We start from the raw sequence: 22,187 nt of genomic DNA on the forward strand, positions 1-22,187 counted from the left end.
TCTTATAAAAAAGTTGATATTTCTCACTTTTTGAGACTGTGACTCATTCTTATAAATTTATAAATACAATGCCTGAAGTTTTTAGTTATCGTCTGATGAGCAAAGCCAATATAAAAAGCACAAGTGCAAATCATCACACCTGTGCTTTTATTTTACAGCTACGGTTTTATCCCACGCTTTCATTCTGCTCTTGTTTGGCTTTAAAGCGCGATAACGAAGTCACGGCAATGGCTGAAAGCACAATCCCCGGTGCACTTGCCATCAAAATGCCTGTGGTTCCTAAACCTAATGCCAGAATTTTTCCTGTCAGCAATGGACCCGTCATTGCCCCTAACCGACCTAAAGAAATGGCGCTACCTACCCCAGTCACTTTGCCAGAGCCTGAGTAAAAAATGGGAGAAATACCGTAAAGGATCGATTGACCACCCGTAGAAAAAATACCACCCAACACCCCTGCAATAATTAATACCGTCGCGACCTTACTGGTAAACAGTAATAATATGGCGATAAACAAACCTGTGTAGATAATGGCTGCCATTTGCCATAATTTTAGACGGTCTAACAAATATCCAAAGCCCAACGTTCCTATTACAGCACCCACTTGGAATACCAGCATGACTAAAAATGCTTGTTGCTTTTCTAGGCCTTGTTCCATCAGTAAGTTCGGTAACCAGCTAATTAAAATATAGTTCACCATTAAGGTAAAAAAGAAGCTGACCCAGAGGGGTAAAGTCTGTTTAAATTTTTGCTGTTGAAATAACACTTCTGTCATTGCAGGCACAGATGCTGTGTCTATTTGCTCTGAAAGTACTACTGGCTTCGGCTTATCTTTTAAAATAAATGCCATAAAGGGAATCAGGACCAATGGCGTTATTCCACCAATCAGGAACAGGGTTTGCCATGGAATATCTTTAAAATAAATCGCCAATCCTGCTACAAAGATTGCCCCGACAGGCAAACCACAATACATCAAACTGTTTAATTTACCTCGGTTGGCTTCAGTCGCTTCATCACCCACCACTGAAATCATAGTCGGCATTGCTGCGCCTAAACCTAATCCCGTAAAAAAGCGCGCAAGATATAAAATTTCCACATTGGGTGCGACTGCACTGATGCTAAAAAATACCCCAAAAATTGCAATCGAGAGCATTAGCACTTTCTTTTGCCCTAGATAATCTGCAATGCGTCCACCAAAGAATGCACCAAACAGCATGCCAAATACACCAAGGCTGAACACATAACCCATTTGTACTTGATCTAATCCAAAGGTTGCTGCGATTCCTTTTGCTGCAATACCAGGTGCTTGTAGGTCAAAGCCTTCAAAAAATGCTACCCAGAAACACAAAAATACGGTGAGGAATTTCTGCATTTTTCCCGTATTTGTTTGAGCCATAATTGATCTCCATTCAATAGTTTGCAAGTTGGCTAAACTTGTAGGGCTATTTTGAAAGGTATCACTGGCGAGAAATAGCACGACAATGGTCGGGTTTAATTTGCATGTGCCAAGCAGTTTAAAAAAATTAAGAGCTAAAAGCTTATTTCTTTATAGTTTTAAGCGATTAAATATTATTAAAATTATTATTTTTCATGTAGATAAGAAATGGAAAGCTATTCGCTATCATGCCATTACTAAAAATGATGATCCTCATTTTTGCATAAAAAAACCCGCTCTCAAGCGGGTTTTCTCAAGTCAAATTAGCTTAAGCCGATTTCTTGGTTTGTGCATTCTTACGAATCGTAATCATCACCAACTGCACTGCTGCTGGTGTCACACCAGGAATACGGCTAGCTTGTGCTAAAGTATCTGGACGGACATCTTTCAGCTTTAAGGTGATTTCACGAGAAAGACCTGAAACCACATCATAGTTAAAATCGGCTGGAATTTTGGTTTCTTCCAAACGCTTCATTTGCGCGACATCTTCATGCTGACGGTTAATATAACCTTCGTATTTCACCGCAATTTCAATCTGGTCACCTACTTGTGGTGACACTTCAGAGCCAGTCAATTCTGCAATTTGAGCAAATGAAATATTTGGACGTTTTAACAGATCAATCGCGCTACATTCTTTCGACAAGTCAGCACCCGTCATTTCAACAAACTTTTTACCCATTGGGTTGTTTGGTGCAGCCCATAAATGCTGTAAACGACCTGTTTCTGTTTCAACCGCTTCCATTTTTTCACAGTAAGCTGCCCAACGAACGTCATCCACCAAGCCCATTTCACGACCCACTGGGGTTAAGCGCTGATCCGCATTGTCTTCACGCAACATCAAACGGTATTCCGCACGTGAGGTAAACATACGGTACGGTTCTTTGGTACCCAATGTAATCAAGTCGTCAACCAGTACGCCCATATAGGCTTCATCACGTTTTGGCGTCCATTGTTCTTGATCCCATGCACGACGTGCAGCATTCAGACCTGCCAATAGACCCTGCGCACCCGCTTCTTCATAACCTGTCGTACCATTAATCTGACCTGCAAAATACAGGTTGTTAATCGCCTTAGTTTCTAAAGTAAATTTAAGTGCTTGCGGGTTGAAGTAATCATATTCAATCGCATAACCAGGACGCAAAATATGCGCATTTTCCATACCACGAATTGAACGTACCAATTCAAATTGCACATCAAATGGTAAAGAGGTCGAAATACCGTTTGGATATAATTCGTGTGTATCTAAACCTTCTGGCTCTAAGAAAACTTGATGCGAATCTTTGTCCGAGAAACGGTGAATTTTATCTTCAATCGATGGGCAGTAACGTGGACCAACCCCTTCAATCACACCTGTGTACATTGGTGAACGGTCTAAACCACCACGAATAATGTCATGGGTTTTTTCATTGGTATGTGTGATGTAACAGTTCACTTGTTCTGGGTGCATAGACGCGTCACCCATAAACGACATCACTGGTGATGGGAAATCACCCGGTTGTGGTGTCATCACAGAGAAATCTACTGAACGTGCATCAATACGTGGCGGTGTACCCGTTTTTAAACGACCAACAGGAAGGTTTAATTCACGTAAACGTGCTGCAAGCGCAATAGAAGGAGGATCACCAGCACGACCACCGCTCGATTTTTCCAAACCAACGTGAATCACGCCGCCCAAGAATGTGCCTGTAGTCAGTACAACCGTTTTCGCATCAAAGCGAATACCCATTTGCGTTACTACACCTTTAACGGTATCGCCTTCTACAATCAGGTCATCAGCCGCTTGCTGGAAAATATCCAAATTGGCTTGGTTTTCTAAAGTCTCGCGAATTGCAGCTTTATAACGCACACGGTCAGCCTGTGCACGTGTTGCACGTACTGCTGCACCTTTACGCGAGTTCAGAATACGGAACTGAATACCGCCTTTATCGGCAGCTAGCGCCATCGCACCGCCTAAGGCATCAATTTCACGAACAAGGTGTGATTTACCAATACCACCAATGGCTGGGTTACAGCTCATCTGCCCTAAAGTCTCAATGTTATGAGTCAAGAGTAAAGTCTGTCGACCCATACGCGCCGCAGCAAGCGCTGCTTCCGTACCTGCGTGACCGCCACCGATAACAATGGCATCGTAAACTTTAGGATAATGCATAGTGGTATAGAGAGAAGTAAAAAGAATGACAGAACATTATATCAAATTTTGCTGGATAAGTTGACAAAGCTAGTCAATTTTATTTTTAAACATTCCATCTCCAATGTTGCATATCACTACATAAACACTATTGAATCGTCTATTAATTAAGCAATTAAACACAAATTCTCTGCACTTTTTACCTGATTTACACTGTTTTATTTTGTCTATTTTTTATCCTATTAATTAATAACATTAGAAACAAAGGAACAAGGTACGCATCATGAATAAGAATGTTCTACTCTCTGCTGTTCTCTGCGGTTTATGTCTCGCGCCATTTGCAACCCAAGCAAATGATAAAGTTGAAACAACCTACAACGCCCAAAAATACATGCAACTTTGTAAAGGTAAGTCTCAAGGTACTTGGGTGAGTTTTGCCTACCGCGGAATTATTTGGAATGGTACCTGTGAGCCACAGTTTTTTAGTATGAATAAAGCCGTCAAAGGCAATGAAACCGAATTAATGACTGCATGTCAAATGGATATGGCAACCAAATCTGTCATGATCAATGGTATGGAAGTGAAAGGGAAATGTGCACTCGGCTTTACCCCACCCCATCCTAAATAAACACCACGTATTCCCAAGTTATCCTCCACAAAGTGGTCATCGGTTGTACGCCTTTGACCATTTTTATTTTGTCTTTATAAAACAATCCGTAATTCAACTATTCTCAACATGATGCTTACTGATTAACACTGATGTGAAATCTTTTTAATTCAAATAAAACAGTCACAAAGGATCAATAAAAATTATATTTAAGACGCTTTCACTCTTTTAGCTCCATCTTAAAGGAAAAGCTTTTTATGGTGATTGACTCTATTCGAAGAGCTTCTCAACGTAGTCTATTGATGGGCAAGATTGAAAAATGATTTTGATATTCGATAAAACTCTAAGTGCCTTACCTGGTATCCTTTAATAGTCAGCAATTCAAAAATCATCTTTCCCTTTTTCTTTTCATTAACGTCAGTAGAAATAAGCATCAGATCAATTTGAGTACCGCTCGGTCACGTTTTACTGTTATTTTGAGCACAATTTGCACTTGCTAAATTTAAATGTAGATGCCTTTTCTTGATATGACACATTACCTAACTGCAACGCTTAAAATCTTGGAAAATTTAAACATTATCCATTAATCATTGAAAAGTAATTACTTATAGCTGTGGCGCGAGCTTCCATGAAAATGAAGCATTTAAGCAAGCGTGTCGTTCATCACAATAATGCTTAAAAATCGCAAAATAAATATCCACATCCTCTCCAACACAGCACTGCGCATAAAGGTCATTTGCAATTGATTTGAATTGATTATGATCAAAGGGATTGTGTATCGCTATGTGCGAAAGACCCTCACAAAAATATTGCACACAATCTCAATCACAAAAACTCAGGATCGAGTTTGACTGATTTTAAAAATTAAATTGATTAAACAATAGGAATAAAGAATGGATGCTGGATTGATTACCGTTGTTTTGCCATTAGCCTTGGCAATTGTCATGATGGGTTTGGGCTTAGAACTCACCCCCAAAGATTTTGCACGTGTCACTCAACAACCCAAAGCTGTACTAATTTCACTGTTCAGCCAACTTTTTCTGCTGGTTGGTGTTGCCTTCCTGCTCTGCAAGCTCTTTGCTCTACCCCCACTACTCGCAGTCGGTTTAATGTTATTGGCAGCTTCACCTGGTGGTAGTACCGCTAACTTATTCAGCTATTTATTTAAAGGGGATGTTGCTTTAAATATTACCCTCACCGCGATTAACTCCGTACTTGCTGCCATAACCTTGCCATTAATTGTCAATTTCTCCATCAATCATTTTATGAATGATGGACAACAAATCAGCCTACAGTTCAGCAAAATTATTCAGGTGTTTAGCATCATTATTGTACCTGTCTGCATAGGCATGCTGATTCGTCATTTTGCCCCAAATTTCACCCACAAGATGAACAAGCCTGTCCGTATCTTTGCAGTGGTATTCTTGGTTCTGATTATCATCGCTGCCTTTATTAAAGAGCGCGCGCACATCATGGAATATTTTGCGCAAATTGGTGCGGCAACCATCCTGTTCTGTATCATCAGCCTGACCATTGGTTATTTTGTACCGCGTCTAATGGGTGTACATACCACTCAAGCACGTGCCTGTGCCTTTGAAATTGGCATCCATAACGGTACATTAGCCATGACCATTGCACTAACAGTCTTGGAAAATACTACGGTATCCATTCCAGCAGCCGTATATTCGCTCTTTATGTACATCATCGCGGCTGGCTTTGGCATGTTATTGAATAAATTTGATCGTGCCACCGCACCTGCCCATAATAACAACTCTCTGAAACTCGAATCTTAATCAACAATCAGGATGCTTCGGCATCCTTTTTTACAGTTATATGAAAGAGTAGCTGTCTGGACTGCACTCCGCTACAATGGGCGCTTTAGAAAAGCAAAGTTTGGGTTATCTCCGTGAAGTGGTTACAAATTCATATTACTGTTGATCAAGCACAAGTCGATTTTACAGAAACATTATTAAGTTCTTTGGGCGCAGTAAGCGTGACTTTGGACGATGCTGAAAATCAAGACTTACTTGAGCCACTTCCAGGCGAAACACCGCTTTGGAATAAAGTTATTGTGACAGGCATCTATGCCCAAGAAGAAAATGAAGAAATTGATGTTGCAGCATTAGAAACCTTCATTCGTACTCAAATGCCAGATGCACCAATGCGCAGCGAATTCTTGGAAGATCAAGTTTGGGAAAGATCTTGGATGGATTACTACGAGCCAATTCAAATTGGTGAGAAATTCTGGATTGTCCCTGAATGGTTAGAGCCACCAGAAGCAGATGCAGTTAACATTAAACTTGACCCAGGTTTAGCATTTGGTACTGGTAATCACGCAAGTACTTTCCTTTGCTTACAATGGCTTGGCAAGACCGACCTGAAAGATAAAATCGTCATCGATTACGGTTGTGGTTCAGGCATTTTGGGTGTTGCAGCTTTACTTTTAGGCGCGAAAAAAGTCTATGCAACAGATATTGACCCACAAGCAGTCTTGGCTACGCAACAAAACGCCGATTTAAATGGTGTACTCGACAAGATCTTTGTGGGCTTACCAGATGAATTTAACGAAACTTTCGGCAGCCAAAAAGCTGATGTTTTGGTTGCAAATATTTTAGCGGGTCCGCTCATGGCACTTGCACCAGAGTTTGCAACTTTAACCAAATCTGAGGCAGAGTTCGCACTTGCAGGCGTAATTGAAGAGCAAGTTGCTGATGTTTCTAGTATTTACTCAGAGTTTTTTGATATATTAGACGTTGAGAAACGTGAAGAAAACTGGTGCCGTATCTCAGGCAAACGCCACAAAATCTAACTATCTAAATTAAAAAACTATGAGTGAAAAGCAAACCAGCTGTCCTGAGTGTCTAACAATTTATCGAGTCTCCGTGGCTCAACTGACTGTTGCTCAGGGCATGGTTTGTTGCCCAAAGTGTTCCACCACGTTTAATGCGTTAACGCATTTGGTCAATCAACCCTTCGGTCAGCTTGCAACCTATCCTTCTTCAGAAGATTATTTTGATGCGCCTGCTCAGAACGAAGATTTTCGTCCGCAAATGACTAGTATTACGTTTGAACATTCATTATCGAATCGTCAACAGCTCCTCGAAATCTTTGACCGTAAAATTGAACACTCCAATATTGATTTAAAGACTTATTTAAACAACCTCAATTATTTTAGTACTGACCCAATTGGCAACTTCCCTGCGCTGAACTTGGCAGACAAAGATGTTGAGCGTAAACCACGTAGTCCTGCGTACTATGTCATGTGGGGTATGATTAATGTTGCTTTAATTCTTTTATTGTTATTCCAATTCTTCTGGTTTAATCCACATTATTTAAGAAGCAGCCCAGCTTTGGCAGCAAGTTTTAACCAAGCTTGTGCATTATTTAAATGTGAATTCTTGCAAGCAAACTATAGCCAGCTTGCCATCAACAAAGCCAAAGTTAGACGCATTGGTAAAAAAGAGACACTATTTACTGGTGAATTGGTCAATTCACATGACAAGAGCTTGCCTTTACCAATAATTAAAGTGACTTTAAAAGATCAAGGTGTCGAAACAGGCAGCTACAACCTACAACCAAATGAATATTTGGCGGACAGCTTGGTCGGTATTCAACGTATTCCACAGAAAAGACCATTTAAAATTCATTTTGAGCTTCCAGTCGACCGAAAAAGCTTTGATGACTATCGTTTAGAAATCGTTGGACCTTAAAAAAAGAAAAAACTACAAAAAAAGTAAAAAAAAAGTAAAAAAAATGCAGTTTTCTTGCTCACTTTTTCTAAGACAATGGTATCATACGCGCCACGAAAGCTTTGTGCTGCAAACTCCTCGCTATATTTCACAACAACTACTAGTTTTGCCAATGCGCTTTATTCCAGATAATGCGTAGGGTATCTATTTTTTGTTTTGATTTTGATCAGTAACAAATATTAAATTATTGTTACGCATGTTTTTTGATCAGTATGGCAAAGTTGTGGCAAGCTAAATGTACGAGTTTTAGAACTCCTCGTTTTAGGATCTAAAACGGAGTTCATTTATTTTTATAGACAACATTAATATACCGCTTTACCCAAGTGGTATCTGATTTTTCGGATTAATTCGCATGAATAGCAAATCTCCTATTTTTACTGCACAATCTGATGTTGCTCTACGTATTCACGTAGATCGCGCAGTTCGCCATTACTTTGCTCAATTGCAAGGCGAGCAACCTTCTCAGGTATATGACATGGTGCTAGCAGAAATGGAGAAACCTCTTTTATCTGTCGTTCTTGAGTATACACGCGGTAATCAAACGCGTGCTGCTGAGATCCTAGGACTGAACCGTGGTACTTTACGTAAAAAGTTGAAAGCTCACGGTTTAATGAGTGAATAAATGATAAAATGCTTGCGGCTTCCGCGGGCATTTTTTTTACCTGCTATTTTAGCTTTTTTTGTTTTAATTCTTGATAACTGTGACGAAGATCATGACCATTAAACGCGCGTTAATCTCTGTTTCCGATAAAACTGGCATTGTTGAGTTCGCTCAAAACCTTTCTGCTCTAGGGGTAGAAATTTTATCAACTGGCGGTACATATAAGTTGCTTAAAGACAACAATATCGCAGTTGTTGAAGTTTCAGAGCACACTGGTTTCCCAGAAATGATGGATGGTCGTGTAAAAACTTTACATCCGAAAATTCATGGCGGTATCTTGGCTCGTCGTGGTCTAGATGAAGCTGTAATGGCTGAACACAACATCGACGCAATTGACTTGGTGGTTGTGAACCTTTATCCATTTGCTGCAACAGTGGCTAAACCGAACTGTTCACTTGCAGATGCAATTGAGAACATCGACATCGGTGGTCCAACCATGGTTCGTGCTGCTGCGAAAAACCATGCGTCTGTTGGTATTGTTGTAAATGCATCTGACTATGACACTGTTGTTGCCGAGCTTAAAGCGAATGGCGCGTTGTCTTATGAAACTCGTTTTGATTTAGCAGTAAAAGCTTTCGAACACACTGCTCAATACGACGGCATGATTGCTTCTTACCTTGGCGCTCGCGTAGGTAAAGCTGAAGGTGAAGCAGACAAATTTGCCCGTACCTTCAATACACAGCTTAATAAAGCACAAGATTTACGTTATGGCGAAAACCCGCATCAAGCGGCTGCGTTCTACGTTGACCCTGCTGCAACTGAAGCCTCTGTTTCAACTGCAAAACAGCTTCAAGGTAAAGAGTTGTCTTATAACAACATCGCCGACACTGATGCTGCACTTGAATGTGTAAAATCTTTTGCTAAACCAGCCTGCGTTATTGTGAAACATGCCAACCCATGTGGCGTTGCAGTTTCATTAGATGGCATTCAAGCTGCTTACGATCTTGCTTATGCAACTGACCCTGAATCTGCATTCGGTGGCATTATTGCATTCAACCGTGAACTTGATGTAGCAACTGCACAAGCAATTGTGGATCGTCAATTCGTAGAAGTCATCATTGCACCAAGCATTGCTGAAGGCGTACTTGAAGTGACTGGCGCGAAGAAAAATGTTCGCGTATTGGTTTGCGGTGAATTACCTGCGATTGATGAACGTGCTCCACAGTTAGACTACAAACGTGTCAACGGTGGTTTATTGGTTCAAGACCAAGACTTAGGCATGATCACCAAAGATGATCTTAAAGTTGTGACCAAGCGTGCACCGACTGAACAGGAAATTGATGACATGATTTTTGCATGGAAAGTTGCAAAATATGTGAAATCAAATGCGATTGTTTATGCGAAAAACCGTCAAACGATCGGTGTAGGCGCAGGTCAAATGAGCCGCGTAAACTCAGCACGTATTGCAGCGATTAAAGCTGAACATGCTGGTTTAGTGGTTGAAGGTGCAGTTATGGCATCTGATGCATTCTTCCCATTCCGTGATGGTATTGATAATGCTGCGAAAGCGGGCATTAAATGCATTATCCAACCAGGTGGTTCAATGCGTGATGAAGAAACAATTGCAGCAGCTGATGAAGCAGGCATTGCAATGGTCTTCACTGGTATGCGTCATTTCCGTCACTAATTTCGGATTTCGACGATAATGACTTGGTCATTCGTATCATTTAAAACAGATTTCTAAATCTTGCATAAAGTCTTCGGCATTTCAGCAGAAGACTTTATGTCATTTCGATTCATGGAGTATGAACCGATGAATATTTTAGTTTTGGGTAGCGGCGGTCGTGAACATGCATTGTCATGGAAAATCGCTCAAGATGAAAAAGTTGCCAAAGTATTCGTTGCCCCAGGTAACGCAGGTACAGCAACTGAAAATAAATGCGAAAACGTTGCTTTAGATATTCAAAACAACCCTGCAATTATTGAATTTGCCAAAAATAATTCGGTGGATTTAATTGTCGTCGGCCCAGAAGCTCCTTTGGTAAATGGCGTTGTAGATGCTTGCCGCGAAGCTGGACTTAAAATTTGGGGTCCGACTCAGTTTGCTGCACAGTTAGAAGGTTCTAAAGCCTTCGCTAAACACTTCTTAAAACGCCACAACATTCCAACTGCATTTTACGATGTATTCACTGAAGTTGATGCGGCGAAAGCCTATGTTGCTGAACATGGTGCACCAATTGTGATTAAGGCAGACGGTCTAGCTGCAGGTAAAGGTGTCATCGTTGCAATGAGCAATGAAGAAGCTTTTGCTGCCATTGATGACATGTTGGCTGGTAACAAGTTTGGTGATGCGGGTTCGCGTGTTGTGATCGAGCAATTCCTTGCTGGTGAAGAAGCCTCTTTCATTTGTATGATTGATGGCGACAACATTTTACCAATGGCAACGTCTCAAGATCACAAACGTATCTTTGAAGGTGACCAAGGTCCAAACACTGGCGGTATGGGGGCTTACTCTCCTGCTCCAGTCGTGACACCAGATGTATTTGAACGTGTAATGGCTGAAGTCATGCGTCCAACCGTGGAAGGCATGAAAAAAGACGGTCATGTGTATACAGGCTTCTTGTATGCAGGCTTAATGATTGATGAACAAGGTCAACCACGTGTGATCGAGTTCAACTGTCGTTTTGGCGATCCTGAAACTCAACCGATCATGATGCGTTTAAAATCTTCATTGGTGGATTTAGTTGAAGCAGGTATTGCAGGTAACCTTCCAGCAGAAGCTGAATGGGATGAGCGTAAAACTGTAGGTATCGTACTTGCATCGAAAGGCTACCCAGAAACTTCAAGCAAAGATGATGTGATTTCTGGTTTAGACACTGAAATGACTGATGCTAAAGTTTTCCACGCAGGTACAGCAACCAATGCCAATGGTGACATTGTGACTGCAGGTGGTCGTGTACTGTGCGTAACCGCATTGGGCAACACCATTGGTGAAGCACAAGCCAAAGCTTTAGAACTTTGTGAAAAAGTGACTTTTGATGGTGTCCAATATCGTAAAGATATTGGTTACCGTGCGATTGCGCGTGAAAATGCTTAATTTGCATTAACACGGCATAAAAAAAACCCGCTTGTTTGCGGGTTTTTTTATTTTTGATCTGCGCTGAAGAGCATAAAACTAAAACTTAACCATCTAATTTAATTTAAAAAATTGGTCTCATTTTGATTCAATGCTTCAAGTGGCTGTGAACTTTCAACTTTAATTTTAAGCTGCCGTGGTGACATGCCAAACCACTTCTTACACGCTCGACTTAAAGTAGATTGTTCTGAAAAACCGAGTGCCGAGGTAATCTGTGTCATGGTTGCCTTAGAATCCACCAGATACTGCAAAAAAGTTGTCGCCTTAACTGATCTTTGATTTCATCAAAACTGGTTCCAGATTCGCTCAATCTTCGCTGTAAACTTCTCGGGTGCATTGCCAATATCTTCGCAACATCGACTTTATTGGCTTTAGGGCTGGATAAATTAATCCGAATCGCATGCTGTACGCGCTCGACAATTGAACCTTGTTGACTGCGAAAACTCTGTTCAAGATAACTATCAACAATTTCACGCAACCCATGATCTGCACTATTAAATTGAATATTTAGCATGCTTTTATGTAGATACAATGCAGCACGGCTCTGCCCTTCCATGACATCTGCATTGAAAAACCGCCTATAGATATTCAGCGGTGCAATCGGATGATGCGGTAAAGCCACCTTTAGCAAGCGATATTGCTCACCACTTTGGGTAAAAGAAGTATCAGACCCTCATACCATCGATAAAACATGGATGAAGTCCTTTGGCTCACCAAAAGGTCCATTTGCAATCTTGGACATCATTGGAATTAACACGGTTTACAATGTCGCAAAATTACATGCAGAAGTGAACCCGATGATGGCACGCATTATGGAAAGATTGGAACAGGAATATATCAATCAAAATAAATTAGGTCTTCCTACAGGACAAGGTTTCTACAACTACCCTAACCCTGCTTATGAAGCTGCTGATTTCTTAAAATAATCAGTATTCAAACTGCCGCACAAGATAAAGATTGAATTCAGCTAAGGTGATTAACTGTACCTATCGCCTTAGCTTTCACATATTAAGCTTTGATTCACTTTATTCACCTCGCTTTCGCTTTATTCACTCGAATTAGACTTTAGTCTTAAATTTAATAAATATTTAGCAAGCAGAATAATCATTCATAGCCTAAAATAAACCATAAAATTGCATAAATATTCTATAAATTCATATGCTTAAAATTTATTAATACATTCAATTTTCATCAATTATTCATTTTTCATATGTCTATTGGATAAAATCTTATAAAGCATAATTTTTCAGCACAATTAACAAATTCAACAGATTAAGTTAAAACAATATATTGTTTTTATTGTTATTTTATTTAAAACCTGCATTTTCTTTTGCGACTAAACAGATAAACATTGCATTCTTATTCACTATATCGAATATAGTTTTATTGTTATCATAGCGTAACTTTTTAAGACTTCAAAAGCTGCTTCAACAGTAATACGATGTGATTTCAATATCATAACGTGAAAATTTTGAACTTCTTAATACGAAATTATTTTGGTCTTGTTGGGATGAAGCGAATTCCTGGTTTTATTGATAGCTAGAAATCGCAAAGTACCGAATTTTTATCAGACAGTTTCATTCATCGTCATCATCGCACATTTATTTAGCTTGTCTTTATAATGCAGATACGATGCAGTTATGTCTGCACTAGGAAATATTCATGAAAAAGCTATTTAGCGTTTTATTGAGTGCATCTGTATTAACACTCAGTGCCTGCAGCAAACAGGAAGCTCCTGCGACTGAAGCAAAAACCGATACAGCTACAACTACTGAACAATCTGTTGTCATGGCATCTACAGGTTCTGATGCTGATATCTGGCGTTATATTGCGACCCTACCTGAAACTAAACAGGCAGGCATCAAGCTTGAAGTTAAAAACTTTACTGACTACGTAGCAATGAACACTGCTGTAGCCAACAAAGAAATCGACATCAATGCATTCCAATCTTATGCTTACCTTGTTGCATTCAATGCCAACAACAAAGACAAGATTGCACCAGTTTCGACGACTTACCTTGAGCCAATGGGTATTTACTCAAGCAAAGTAAAAAAATTGGATGAGTTCCAAAACGGCGCGACAATTGCTATTCCAAATGACGGTGCGAACGAATCTCGTGCATTGTTATTGCTTCAATCTGCTGGTCTAGTGAAATTGAAAGATGGTTTTGATGATGTAAAAGGCACACCTGCTGACATCGTTGAAAACAGCAAAAAATTAGAGATCAAACCAATTCAAATGGCGACTGCGGTTCGTGTGAAAGACGAAGTTGATGCAATTGTATTGGGCAACACTTTGGCAATGGAAGGTGGTTTAAACGTATTGAAAGATGCGGTTTTCTATGAGCCAATCGACCAAAGCACTAAAATGAACGTGAACATTTTGGCTGTTGCTGAATCTCGTAAAGATGATCCTATCTTGAAAAAAGTGGGTGAGCTTTACCACACTAAAGCTGTAGAACAATATGTTCAAGAACACTTTGGTGGCACTAAAATTGATGTAAACAAACCTGTTAGCTATCTTACAGAAAGCAAATAGTAATATAATGCTGCAAACAAAACAGGCAAAGTAACTTTTGCCTGTTTTTTCATTTTGTACAGTTTTTGACGCTATGATTGAATTTAAAGACATCTCAAAACACTACGAGCTCAAAGGTCAAACCATACGTGCTCTGGATAACATTAACCTGACGATTCCAGATGGCAGTATCTTTGGCATTATTGGCTATAGTGGTGCAGGTAAAAGTACCTTAATCCGTCTGATTAATTTGCTTGAACGTCCAACGCAAGGTCAGGTCATTATCCGTGACACCGACTTCACTGCTTTGGATGCACGTTCATTACGTCAAGAACGTGCAAATATAGGCATGATTTTCCAGCACTTCAATTTACTGCAAACCAAAACGGTGGCAGCCAATATTGAAATGCCGCTCAAGCTCTTGGGCTTTTCCAAAGCTGAACGCGAAAAACGTCTGAATGAATTGCTTGAATTTATCGATCTCAAGCATAAAAAAGATGCTTATCCAGATGAACTTTCAGGTGGTCAAAAACAGCGTGTCGGTATTGCACGTGCCTTGGCGAATCATCCGAAAATCCTACTTTGTGATGAAGCAACCTCTGCACTCGATCCACAAACCACCAAGTCGGTTTTGGCTTTGCTGAAAAAGATCAACCAAGAACAAGGCATTACCATTGTCATGGTGACGCATGAAATGGATGTGATTGAATCGGTCTGCGACTATGTGGCAGTCATGGAACAAGGCAAAGTGATTGAAACAGGTCCGACGCTGGATATTTTCAGTCAGCCGCAACATCCGACCACCAAAAACTTTATTCAAACGGTATTACAGCAGCAATTGCCAATCAATATTCTGAAGAATTTAGAAAACCAAAATCAGCACAGTATTTATAGCCTGCAATTCTTGGGTACTTCAGCACAAGAAACCGTAGTGCAAGCCGCAATTAAACAATTTGATATCAGCTTGAATATCTTGTTTGCCAACATGACCGAAATTAATGGTTCAGTGATTGGACAGATGTTTATTCAGTTATTGGGTGATCCAAACATCATTCAAGACGCCATTGCATTCTTTGAACAGCACGGCGTGAAAGTTGAACAATCTGGAGTCTGCGAATGAGAGATTTAATCGTCCAATGGCTGACAGACCTCACGGCACCTTTTTGGCATAGCTCACTTAGCATTGACCAATTTGTAACGGCGATGCAAGAAACCTTCCACATGGTGTTTTTCGCCATGCTGTTTGGTTCGATTTGGGGCTTTATTCAAGCCATTGCCTTATTGGTGACTCGCCCAGATGGCATTTTACCCAATCGTGTGGTGTATCACCTGCTCAATCCGATTGTGAATGCTTTACGTTCCCTGCCTTTTATTATCTTACTGATTGCCGTGATTCCACTCACCAAAGTGATTGTCGGCACTTCAATTGGGACTTGGGCAGCGATCGTGCCCCTCACCATTTACGTGGGTCCATATATTGGTCGTCTGATTGAAACTTCCCTATTAGAAGTAAATGAAGGGATTATTGAATCGGCACAAGCGATGGGTGCTAGCCCTTGGCATATCATTTTCAAGTTTATTGTGCCTGAAGCACGTAGCTCACTTATTCTCAATCTAACCACAGCAACTATTAGCCTGATTGGTGCCACTGCAATGGCAGGTGCTGTTGGTGCAGGCGGTATTGGTGACTTGGCAATTTCCTATGGTTACCAACGTTTTGATACCAGTGTGGTGATTCTGACTGTAATTGTACTTCTAATACTCGTACAGTTGGTGCAAAGTCTCGGTGACTGGTTGTCCCGCTTAAGATAACCCTGATCTTTTAAAGCTCCCTAGATGGGAGCTTTTTTCAAGTTCAAAATTTATATAATCAACAACACAACAGACGAACTACAACGAAATCATGAAAATAACTACTGTATTAATGGGACTTGGCTCGCTTTCTATAATTCACCAAGTTCATTCAGCTCATTACGATTATGTCACCAGCATCAAAGTTAACCAGATTGAACTCAATGCTGCTGTATCGGCAGAACAAGTCAGTCAATTGATTAAAGCAGGTAATGCGAAAACCCAAAAAATCTATTCAGAATGTACAGGGAATTATGAATACGGCCTAAAACCAACGCTTAGCAAAAACCTAAGCTTTGAAATTTTTGCTGAAGATAATCCTCAAATCAAAGATGCACAATTTTATAAAAGTAAATCCAGCTTCCAGCAACTGGGACAAACCAAAGGTCGTGTCTGGTTAACTTGGAACAACACCCAAGAGATGAACGAGAAAATTGTTGCAGACAATGTTCAAATTACAGCGCACTATACTTTGCAGCAGTTTAAACAAGATTTTAAACACAGTGCACAAACATTGAGTCCATCGGGAGAAGCTCAAGTACTTATTTTAGAACGTGATCAAGTGAATGAGTTTATAAAGCATCCGCAAGATTTCAGCCCACCTTATACGGCTTCTCTCAATTTCAGTTTTAAAAATGGAAAACTCGCAAAGTTCTCCATTCAGCAAGCGCTTGCATGTTAGAGGTACATTCCCTGTCTCCGCTCATTTCGCCCATCTAACAAGAAATGGGCGGTCAGTTTGTACAAGTTAAAATAAAACCAGCCTTGAGAAGCCTTTAGGCTATTAAAACTTAACCAATTCATTTCAATTAAACTCAGAATAAGCGCAGAGCATGCTAAACTATTGAGTGGTTTTCGCAGGGACTCATTTATGCACTTTGTTCATCTTGGTATTCATACCGAATTTTCAATTACTGAATCTATCGTTCGGATACCTGATCTAATTAAAGCTGCGATAAATGACGAAATGCCAGCTTTGGCTTTGACCGACTTGTCGAATCTGCATGCAGCCGTCAAATTTTACGGCTCTTGTCAGTCCAAAGGTATTAAACCGATTCTAGGTTCAGTCATTCGACTGAATGATGCCGAACATCGCGTGACCTTATTGGCCATGACCAATAAAGGCTGGCGTGGACTGACGGAAATTGTTTCCCGCGGTTTTATTGAAGGTCAGCAACTCGATATCCCCTGCGTGCAAAAAGACTGGGTGCTGGAACAGCATGATGACATTATTGCCTTATTGGGCATGCAAAGTGATGTCGGTAAAATGCTGTGCTCGTCCAATCCGCAAAAGGCAGAACCCTTACTCGAACAGTGGATCGAAAAATTCGGTAATCGGGTTTACCTTACCCTCACCCGCACGGATCGCCCTTTTGAAGAAGATTATATTGTCGAAGCGGTAAAACTCGCCAAAAAATATAATATTGGCGTGGTAGCACATAACGATGTGCACTTTATTACTCGTGACGATTTTGAAGCACACGAAGCGCGCGTCTGTATTGCCGATGGTTATGTGCTTGGTGATGATCGTCGTCCAAAGCCTTATAGCCCTGAACAATATTTTAAAACTGCGGCTGAAATGACCGAGCTGTTTTCAGATTTGCCGACGGCAATTGAAAACAGTTTCCACATTGCGAGACGTTGTAATGTCACTTTGCAACTGGGTAAGTACTTCCTTCCCGACTATCCAATTCCAGAAGGTCATACCATTGACACCTTCTTTGAGCATTTATCCAAAGAAGGTCTGGAAGAACGCCTCAATCACCTCTATCCAGTGGAACAACGTGGCGATGACTGGGCTGAAATCCGTAAACCGTATGATGACCGTATTACTTACGAAATTAACATCATTAACTCGATGGGGTTCCCTGGCTACTTCCTCATCGTTATGGACTTCATTCAATGGTCGAAAAATAATGGGGTTCCAGTTGGTCCTGGACGTGGTTCGGGTGCGGGCTCTCTGGTCGCTTATAGCTTAAAAATTACCGACCTCGACCCACTCCGTTACGACCTGCTCTTTGAACGTTTCTTAAACCCTGAACGTGTCTCGATGCCCGACTTCGACGTCGACTTCTGTATTGCAGGTCGCGATAAAGTCATTGACTATGTAGCACGCAACTACGGACGTGATGCGGTTTCCCAAATTGCCACCTTCGGTACCATGGCAGCAAAAGGTGCCATTCGTGACGTTGCCCGTGTACTCGGTAAATCTTATGGTTTGGCGGATCGTATTTCCAAAATGATTCCGACCAAGCCTTTAGGTTTGTCTTTAGAAGAATCGATTGAAGCTGAACCACAACTTAAAGATATTGTCACCAATCCATCTAACCCGGACAACGACGATGCCTCTGAAATTTGGGAAATGGCGCTCAAGTTAGAAGGCATTACTCGTAATACAGGTAAGCATGCGGGTGGTGTGGTGATTGCACCAACCAAAATTACCGACTTCTCTGCGGTACTGTGTGATGCAGATGGTACAGGTCGTGTCGCACAATACGATAAAGACGATGTTGAAGCTGCTGGACTGGTCAAGTTCGACTTCTTGGGTCTACGTAACTTAACCGTTATTGAAGACGCAGTACAAAATATTAACAAGCACTACCCGTCTGAGATACCACTGGATATTGCCAACATTCCACTGGATGATAAAGACGCCTACTTGGTTTTCGCAGATGCCAATACCACTGCGGTCTTCCAGTTTGAATCCGTCGGCATGAAAAAAATGCTCAAGGAAGCTCGTCCGAGCAAATTTGAGGAAATTATTGCCTTCGTATCCTTATACCGTCCGGGTCCTATGGATCTAATTCCAGACTTTATTCACCGTATGCATGGTGGCGAATTTGAGTACCTACATCCTTTACTTGAAGGCGTACTCGAACCAACTTATGGGATTATGGTGTATCAGGAACAGGTAATGCAGGCTGCACAGTATTGTGCGGGCTATACTCTGGGTGGCGCGGACTTACTGCGTCGTGCCATGGGTAAAAAGAAACCTGAAGAAATGGTGAAACAGCGCCAGATCTTTATTGAAGGTGCATCGAAAAAAGATATTGATGAAGCCACGGCCAACCATATCTTCGACTATATGGAAAAGTTCGCAGGTTACGGTTTTAACAAATCGCATGCAGCAGCGTACGCATTGGTTGCTTATCAAACGGCGTGGCTAAAAGCACATTATCCTGCTGAATTTTTGTCTGCGGTAATGTCATCGGAAATGCAGAACACCGACAACGTGGTGTTCCTAATTGATGACTGCCGTAATAATAACTTAGATGTATTACCACCATCTGTGAATATGTCGCTCTATCATTTCCATGCGACCGATGAAAAGACCATTGTCTATGGCTTAGGTGCGATTAAAGGCGTCGGTGAACAGGCCATGCAGTCGGTGATTGACTCTCGCCTGCAGGATGGTCCGTATAAAGACCTGTTTGATTTCTGCCACCGTATTGATTTAAAGAAAATCAATAAACGTACCCTTGAAGCGCTGATTCGTGCTGGTGCTTTGGACTGCTTAGGTATTGAACGTTCAAGCCTCATGGCACAATTACCTGAAGCAGTTCAAGCTGCGGAACAGGCACGTAGCAACCGTGAAACAGGCATCATGGATTTATTTGGTGAAGTTGAAGAAGTTCAACGTAAGCCTGCCAAACCTGTGAAACCATGGTCAGATGAAGTTCGCCTCAAAGGTGAAAAAGATACCCTTGGCTTATATTTAACAGGACATCCGATTGATGTATATCGTCCTGAATTAAAATCCTTCATTCCTGCCAAAATTAATGAACTCACACCGACCCGTCGCGGTGTAACCACAGTATTTGCAGGTTTGGTGGTGGATGTTGCCAACTTCCCGAACCGTGTCATGGTTACGCTAGATGATGGGACATCGCGTATTGAAGTTTCTGCCAACCACGAACGCTTCCAACGCTTTAAAGACATTATCATCAATGAGCGCGTGGTAGTAATTGAAGGTGAAATTTACGAGCGTGAAGGTTTTGACCGTCCGATGGGACGTCTCACCAAAGCCTTTAGCCTGAATGAGATTCGCCAGAAACGCGCCAATAGCATTCAAATTAAATTACAGCCAGAACATCTGAGCAAAACCTTGGGCCAAGATTTGCAAAAAATCTTGTTGCCGTATTGCAATGTCGACCTGTGCAATCACATCCCGGTGTTATTGCAACTGGATTATGCTTATGCTACTGCCGATTTACATTTAGGCATGCAGTGGAAAGTCGCGCCTTTAGATGAGCTTCTCAGCAAATTACGCGATTATTTTGGTAAAGAAGCCATCTATATTGAATATCAGGTCAAGTCGAAAGCGGCTAAAGCTGTCAGTTATGAACAGGCTAAACCTGCCCAAGTACCCCCTCCACCTGCCGATTTGAGCATGGATGAGGCAATGGATTTATATCAAGCTGAAGCGAACCAATACTCTTAACGATTAAGGTCATTCAGCGATTTAACAAGATTGGAAATGTGATGAATCAATTTGACAATACTGCCGTTGCAGCACATCTTTCCCATGTACGGATTGTCATGGTGAATACCACTCTGCCTGCCAATATTGGTAGTGCACTGCGAGCCATGAAAACCATGGGACTCAGCCAGTTGGTGCTGGTCGCGCCAAAGACTTATCCGCATCCAGACATTGAAGCTTTGGCGGCTGGCGCAGTCGACCTGATTCCACAGATTCAAATTGTGGACAGCTTAGAGCAAGCCATTCAAGACTGTCATATTGTGTTTGGCACCAGTGCACGTAGCCGTACCATTCCTTGGCCTTTACTCGATGCACGCCCTGCGGCAGAAATGTCGCTCAAAGCGGTGGTTTCGCAGCAACAAAATATTGCCGTAGTGTTTGGTCGTGAAGACCGTGGCTTGACCAATGAAGAACTGGCTTTGGCCAACTACCATGTCACCATTCCAGTCAACACCGATTACGGCGTGTTGAATGTGGCACAAGCCATTCAAGTGATTTGCTACGAAATGCGTATGGCTGCACTGGCTCTGGTAGAAAAAACTGAAGATCCTGAAACGACCATGCCCGTGACCAAAACCGCTCAAATGCATTGGGATGAGCCCTTGGTCACGCATGATCAAATGCAACAGTTCTACCCGCATTTAGAGAAAATGCTTGAAGATATTGAATTTTTAGATCCAAATAACCCAAGATTATTGCCCTTACGCTTGCGTCGCTTATTTGGGCGTATACAATTAGATAAAATGGAATACCATTTACTGCGTGGTATTTTTAGCCGTGTACAAGCCTTGCATAAAGGCACATGGAAACCATCTACACCTAAGACCCAAGACAAAGAGGATCCGTCTGATGCTTAAACAGCTCAAAGAGGATATACAAGCTGTCTTCGCGCGCGATCCAGCAGCTCGAAACACTTTAGAAGTTTTAACCACCTATCCGGGTATTCATGCCTTAATCATGCACCGTATGGCACATGAATTGTGGAAAAAAGACTGTAAAGGTTCTGCACGACTGCTGTCTTCGTTTAGTCGTTTTGCAACAGGTATCGAAATTCATCCAGGTGCAAAAATTGGTCGTCGTTTCTTCATCGATCATGGCATGGGTGTGGTAATTGGTGAAACTGCTGAAATTGGTGATGATGTAACCCTTTATCATGGCGTGACCCTTGGGGGAACCACATGGAATAAAGGCAAACGTCACCCTACGCTGGAAGATGGCGTGATTGTGGGTGCGGGGGCAAAAATTTTAGGACCGTTTACCGTTGGTAAAGGTGCTAAGGTTGGCTCAAATGCCGTCGTGACCAAAGCTGTGCCTGAAGGCACCACTGCTGTGGGTAATCCCGCCCGTTACATCAGCAAAGACCGCCCGAAAGATGAAGATGAAGCACGTCGTCGTGACTATGCAGAAAGTATCGGCTTCCAACCTTATGCAGCGACACAGGACCAGTCTGACCCGATGCTGGAAGGCATGCGTGTTTTACTGGACCGTATTCAAAACAATGAAAAGCGCATGAATACCTTGTGCCAGCGTTTATCCCTGCTTGATCCAACTTTTAAAAAGCAACAGTTGAATGAACAGCCGTATAGCGAAGAAGAATTAAAAATTATTGAAGACGTGCGCCGCGAATGTGAGGCACAAAGTAGTCAATCAAAGCCATAACGACATAATTAAAAACCAACTGTAACA

18 protein-coding genes and 1 pseudogene are annotated in these 22,187 nt (G+C 41.5%); 15 read left to right on the plus strand and 4 right to left on the minus strand.

The window, feature by feature from the left end:
* Positions 1–166: 166 nt before the first annotated feature.
* Together mhpT and mnmG are read right to left on the minus strand one after the other, a co-directional pair.
* Positions 167–1,393 carry a 3-(3-hydroxy-phenyl)propionate transporter MhpT gene (gene mhpT, locus GWK51_RS00895; RefSeq protein WP_161932318.1) on the minus strand — a complete coding sequence of 409 codons (1,227 nt, stop codon included), beginning with the start codon at positions 1,391–1,393 and terminating at the stop codon, positions 167–169.
* A 307-nt stretch (positions 1,394–1,700) separates the two neighbouring features.
* Positions 1,701–3,581, minus strand: a complete 1,881-nt coding sequence (mnmG, locus tag GWK51_RS00900) for a tRNA uridine-5-carboxymethylaminomethyl(34) synthesis enzyme MnmG (RefSeq protein ID WP_161932319.1) — start codon at positions 3,579–3,581, stop codon at positions 1,701–1,703.
* A gap of 262 nt (positions 3,582–3,843) precedes the next feature.
* On the opposite strand from mnmG, the gene GWK51_RS00905 reads away from it, so the two are divergent.
* From GWK51_RS00905 to purD, 7 genes are all read left to right on the plus strand, one after another.
* A complete protein-coding gene (locus tag GWK51_RS00905; protein WP_100242643.1) occupies positions 3,844–4,188 on the plus strand; it encodes a hypothetical protein in 345 nt (114 codons plus the stop codon).
* An 872-nt stretch (positions 4,189–5,060) separates the two neighbouring features.
* A complete protein-coding gene (locus GWK51_RS00910) occupies positions 5,061–5,960 on the plus strand; it encodes a bile acid:sodium symporter family protein (RefSeq protein ID WP_161932320.1) in 900 nt (299 codons plus the stop codon).
* A gap of 113 nt (positions 5,961–6,073) precedes the next feature.
* Positions 6,074–6,976 (plus strand): 50S ribosomal protein L11 methyltransferase, encoded by a 903-nt coding sequence (prmA, locus tag GWK51_RS00915; RefSeq protein ID WP_161932321.1) that lies wholly within the window; start codon positions 6,074–6,076, stop codon positions 6,974–6,976.
* Positions 6,977–6,995: 19 nt separating this feature from the next.
* Positions 6,996–7,877: a DUF3426 domain-containing protein gene (locus tag GWK51_RS00920; RefSeq protein ID WP_161932322.1), complete on the plus strand. Its 882-nt coding sequence runs from the start codon at positions 6,996–6,998 to the stop codon at positions 7,875–7,877.
* A 391-nt stretch (positions 7,878–8,268) separates the two neighbouring features.
* Positions 8,269–8,538 carry a DNA-binding transcriptional regulator Fis gene (gene fis / locus GWK51_RS00925; RefSeq protein ID WP_001086304.1) on the plus strand — a complete coding sequence of 90 codons (270 nt, stop codon included), beginning with the start codon at positions 8,269–8,271 and terminating at the stop codon, positions 8,536–8,538.
* A 91-nt stretch (positions 8,539–8,629) separates the two neighbouring features.
* Complete coding sequence (purH, locus tag GWK51_RS00930; RefSeq protein WP_161932323.1) at positions 8,630–10,204, plus strand: bifunctional phosphoribosylaminoimidazolecarboxamide formyltransferase/IMP cyclohydrolase; 1,575 nt, start codon at positions 8,630–8,632, stop codon at positions 10,202–10,204.
* A gap of 126 nt (positions 10,205–10,330) precedes the next feature.
* Complete coding sequence (gene purD / locus GWK51_RS00935) at positions 10,331–11,614, plus strand: phosphoribosylamine--glycine ligase (protein ID WP_161932324.1); 1,284 nt, start codon at positions 10,331–10,333, stop codon at positions 11,612–11,614.
* A 98-nt stretch (positions 11,615–11,712) separates the two neighbouring features.
* Here the strand turns inward: purD and GWK51_RS16540 are convergent, their stop codons facing one another.
* Complete coding sequence (locus GWK51_RS16540) at positions 11,713–11,874, minus strand: helix-turn-helix domain-containing protein (protein WP_235941030.1); 162 nt, start codon at positions 11,872–11,874, stop codon at positions 11,713–11,715.
* Positions 11,871–12,284 (minus strand): hypothetical protein, encoded by a 414-nt coding sequence (locus tag GWK51_RS00940; RefSeq protein ID WP_235941031.1) that lies wholly within the window; start codon positions 12,282–12,284, stop codon positions 11,871–11,873. Before GWK51_RS00940 ends, GWK51_RS16540 begins: the two co-directional genes overlap by 4 nt.
* Before the next feature lie 37 nt (positions 12,285–12,321).
* Between GWK51_RS00940 and GWK51_RS00945 the strand changes: the two are divergent.
* The 8 genes and pseudogenes from GWK51_RS00945 to cysE all read left to right on the plus strand — a co-directional run.
* Positions 12,322–12,579: pseudogene (locus GWK51_RS00945) on the plus strand (3-hydroxyacyl-CoA dehydrogenase family protein); the annotation flags it as partial.
* 736 nt (positions 12,580–13,315) lie between these two features.
* Positions 13,316–14,191, plus strand: coding sequence for a MetQ/NlpA family ABC transporter substrate-binding protein (locus GWK51_RS00950; protein WP_161932325.1), 876 nt, complete (start codon positions 13,316–13,318; stop codon positions 14,189–14,191).
* A gap of 73 nt (positions 14,192–14,264) precedes the next feature.
* Positions 14,265–15,290 (plus strand): methionine ABC transporter ATP-binding protein, encoded by a 1,026-nt coding sequence (locus GWK51_RS00955; protein ID WP_142769016.1) that lies wholly within the window; start codon positions 14,265–14,267, stop codon positions 15,288–15,290.
* The gene (locus GWK51_RS00960) at positions 15,287–15,982 is read left to right on the plus strand and encodes a methionine ABC transporter permease (RefSeq protein WP_161932326.1); all 696 of its coding nucleotides are present in this window, start codon (positions 15,287–15,289) and stop codon (positions 15,980–15,982) included. The genes GWK51_RS00955 and GWK51_RS00960 overlap by 4 nt, the downstream gene beginning before the upstream one ends.
* 91 nt (positions 15,983–16,073) lie before the next feature.
* Positions 16,074–16,703, plus strand: a complete 630-nt coding sequence (locus tag GWK51_RS00965) for a hypothetical protein (protein WP_161932327.1) — start codon at positions 16,074–16,076, stop codon at positions 16,701–16,703.
* 189 nt (positions 16,704–16,892) lie between these two features.
* The gene (dnaE, locus tag GWK51_RS00970; RefSeq protein WP_161932328.1) at positions 16,893–20,462 is read left to right on the plus strand and encodes a DNA polymerase III subunit alpha; all 3,570 of its coding nucleotides are present in this window, start codon (positions 16,893–16,895) and stop codon (positions 20,460–20,462) included.
* Positions 20,463–20,503: 41 nt separating this feature from the next.
* Positions 20,504–21,358 (plus strand): RNA methyltransferase, encoded by an 855-nt coding sequence (locus GWK51_RS00975; RefSeq protein WP_161932329.1) that lies wholly within the window; start codon positions 20,504–20,506, stop codon positions 21,356–21,358.
* Positions 21,351–22,160, plus strand: a complete 810-nt coding sequence (cysE, locus tag GWK51_RS00980) for a serine O-acetyltransferase (RefSeq protein WP_142769018.1) — start codon at positions 21,351–21,353, stop codon at positions 22,158–22,160. Before GWK51_RS00975 ends, cysE begins: the two co-directional genes overlap by 8 nt.
* Positions 22,161–22,187: the final 27 nt, after the last annotated feature.

Origin of the sequence: Acinetobacter kanungonis, from assembly GCF_009939195.1 — a bacterium.
Taxonomy (GTDB): domain Bacteria; phylum Pseudomonadota; class Gammaproteobacteria; order Pseudomonadales; family Moraxellaceae; genus Acinetobacter; species Acinetobacter kanungonis.

Excerpts from the sequence above, each read along its gene's own strand:
- fis (WP_001086304.1), top strand. The coding sequence starts at position 8,269 with ATGAATAGCAAATCTCCTATTTTTACTGCACAATCTGATGTTGCTCTA.
- GWK51_RS00955 (WP_142769016.1), top strand. The coding sequence starts at position 14,265 with ATGATTGAATTTAAAGACATCTCAAAACACTACGAGCTCAAAGGTCAA.
- GWK51_RS00910 (WP_161932320.1), top strand. The coding sequence starts at position 5,061 with ATGGATGCTGGATTGATTACCGTTGTTTTGCCATTAGCCTTGGCAATT.
- GWK51_RS00905 (WP_100242643.1), top strand. The coding sequence starts at position 3,844 with ATGAATAAGAATGTTCTACTCTCTGCTGTTCTCTGCGGTTTATGTCTC.
- dnaE (WP_161932328.1), top strand. The coding sequence starts at position 16,893 with ATGCACTTTGTTCATCTTGGTATTCATACCGAATTTTCAATTACTGAA.
- GWK51_RS00965 (WP_161932327.1), top strand. The coding sequence starts at position 16,074 with ATGAAAATAACTACTGTATTAATGGGACTTGGCTCGCTTTCTATAATT.
- GWK51_RS00975 (WP_161932329.1), top strand. The coding sequence starts at position 20,504 with ATGAATCAATTTGACAATACTGCCGTTGCAGCACATCTTTCCCATGTA.
- purD (WP_161932324.1), top strand. The coding sequence starts at position 10,331 with ATGAATATTTTAGTTTTGGGTAGCGGCGGTCGTGAACATGCATTGTCA.
- GWK51_RS00920 (WP_161932322.1), top strand. The coding sequence starts at position 6,996 with ATGAGTGAAAAGCAAACCAGCTGTCCTGAGTGTCTAACAATTTATCGA.
- mhpT (WP_161932318.1), bottom strand. The coding sequence starts at position 1,393 with ATGGCTCAAACAAATACGGGAAAAATGCAGAAATTCCTCACCGTATTT.
- cysE (WP_142769018.1), top strand. The coding sequence starts at position 21,351 with ATGCTTAAACAGCTCAAAGAGGATATACAAGCTGTCTTCGCGCGCGAT.
- GWK51_RS00950 (WP_161932325.1), top strand. The coding sequence starts at position 13,316 with ATGAAAAAGCTATTTAGCGTTTTATTGAGTGCATCTGTATTAACACTC.
- purH (WP_161932323.1), top strand. The coding sequence starts at position 8,630 with ATGACCATTAAACGCGCGTTAATCTCTGTTTCCGATAAAACTGGCATT.
- mnmG (WP_161932319.1), bottom strand. The coding sequence starts at position 3,581 with ATGCATTATCCTAAAGTTTACGATGCCATTGTTATCGGTGGCGGTCAC.
- GWK51_RS00960 (WP_161932326.1), top strand. The coding sequence starts at position 15,287 with ATGAGAGATTTAATCGTCCAATGGCTGACAGACCTCACGGCACCTTTT.
- GWK51_RS16540 (WP_235941030.1), bottom strand. The coding sequence starts at position 11,874 with ATGACACAGATTACCTCGGCACTCGGTTTTTCAGAACAATCTACTTTA.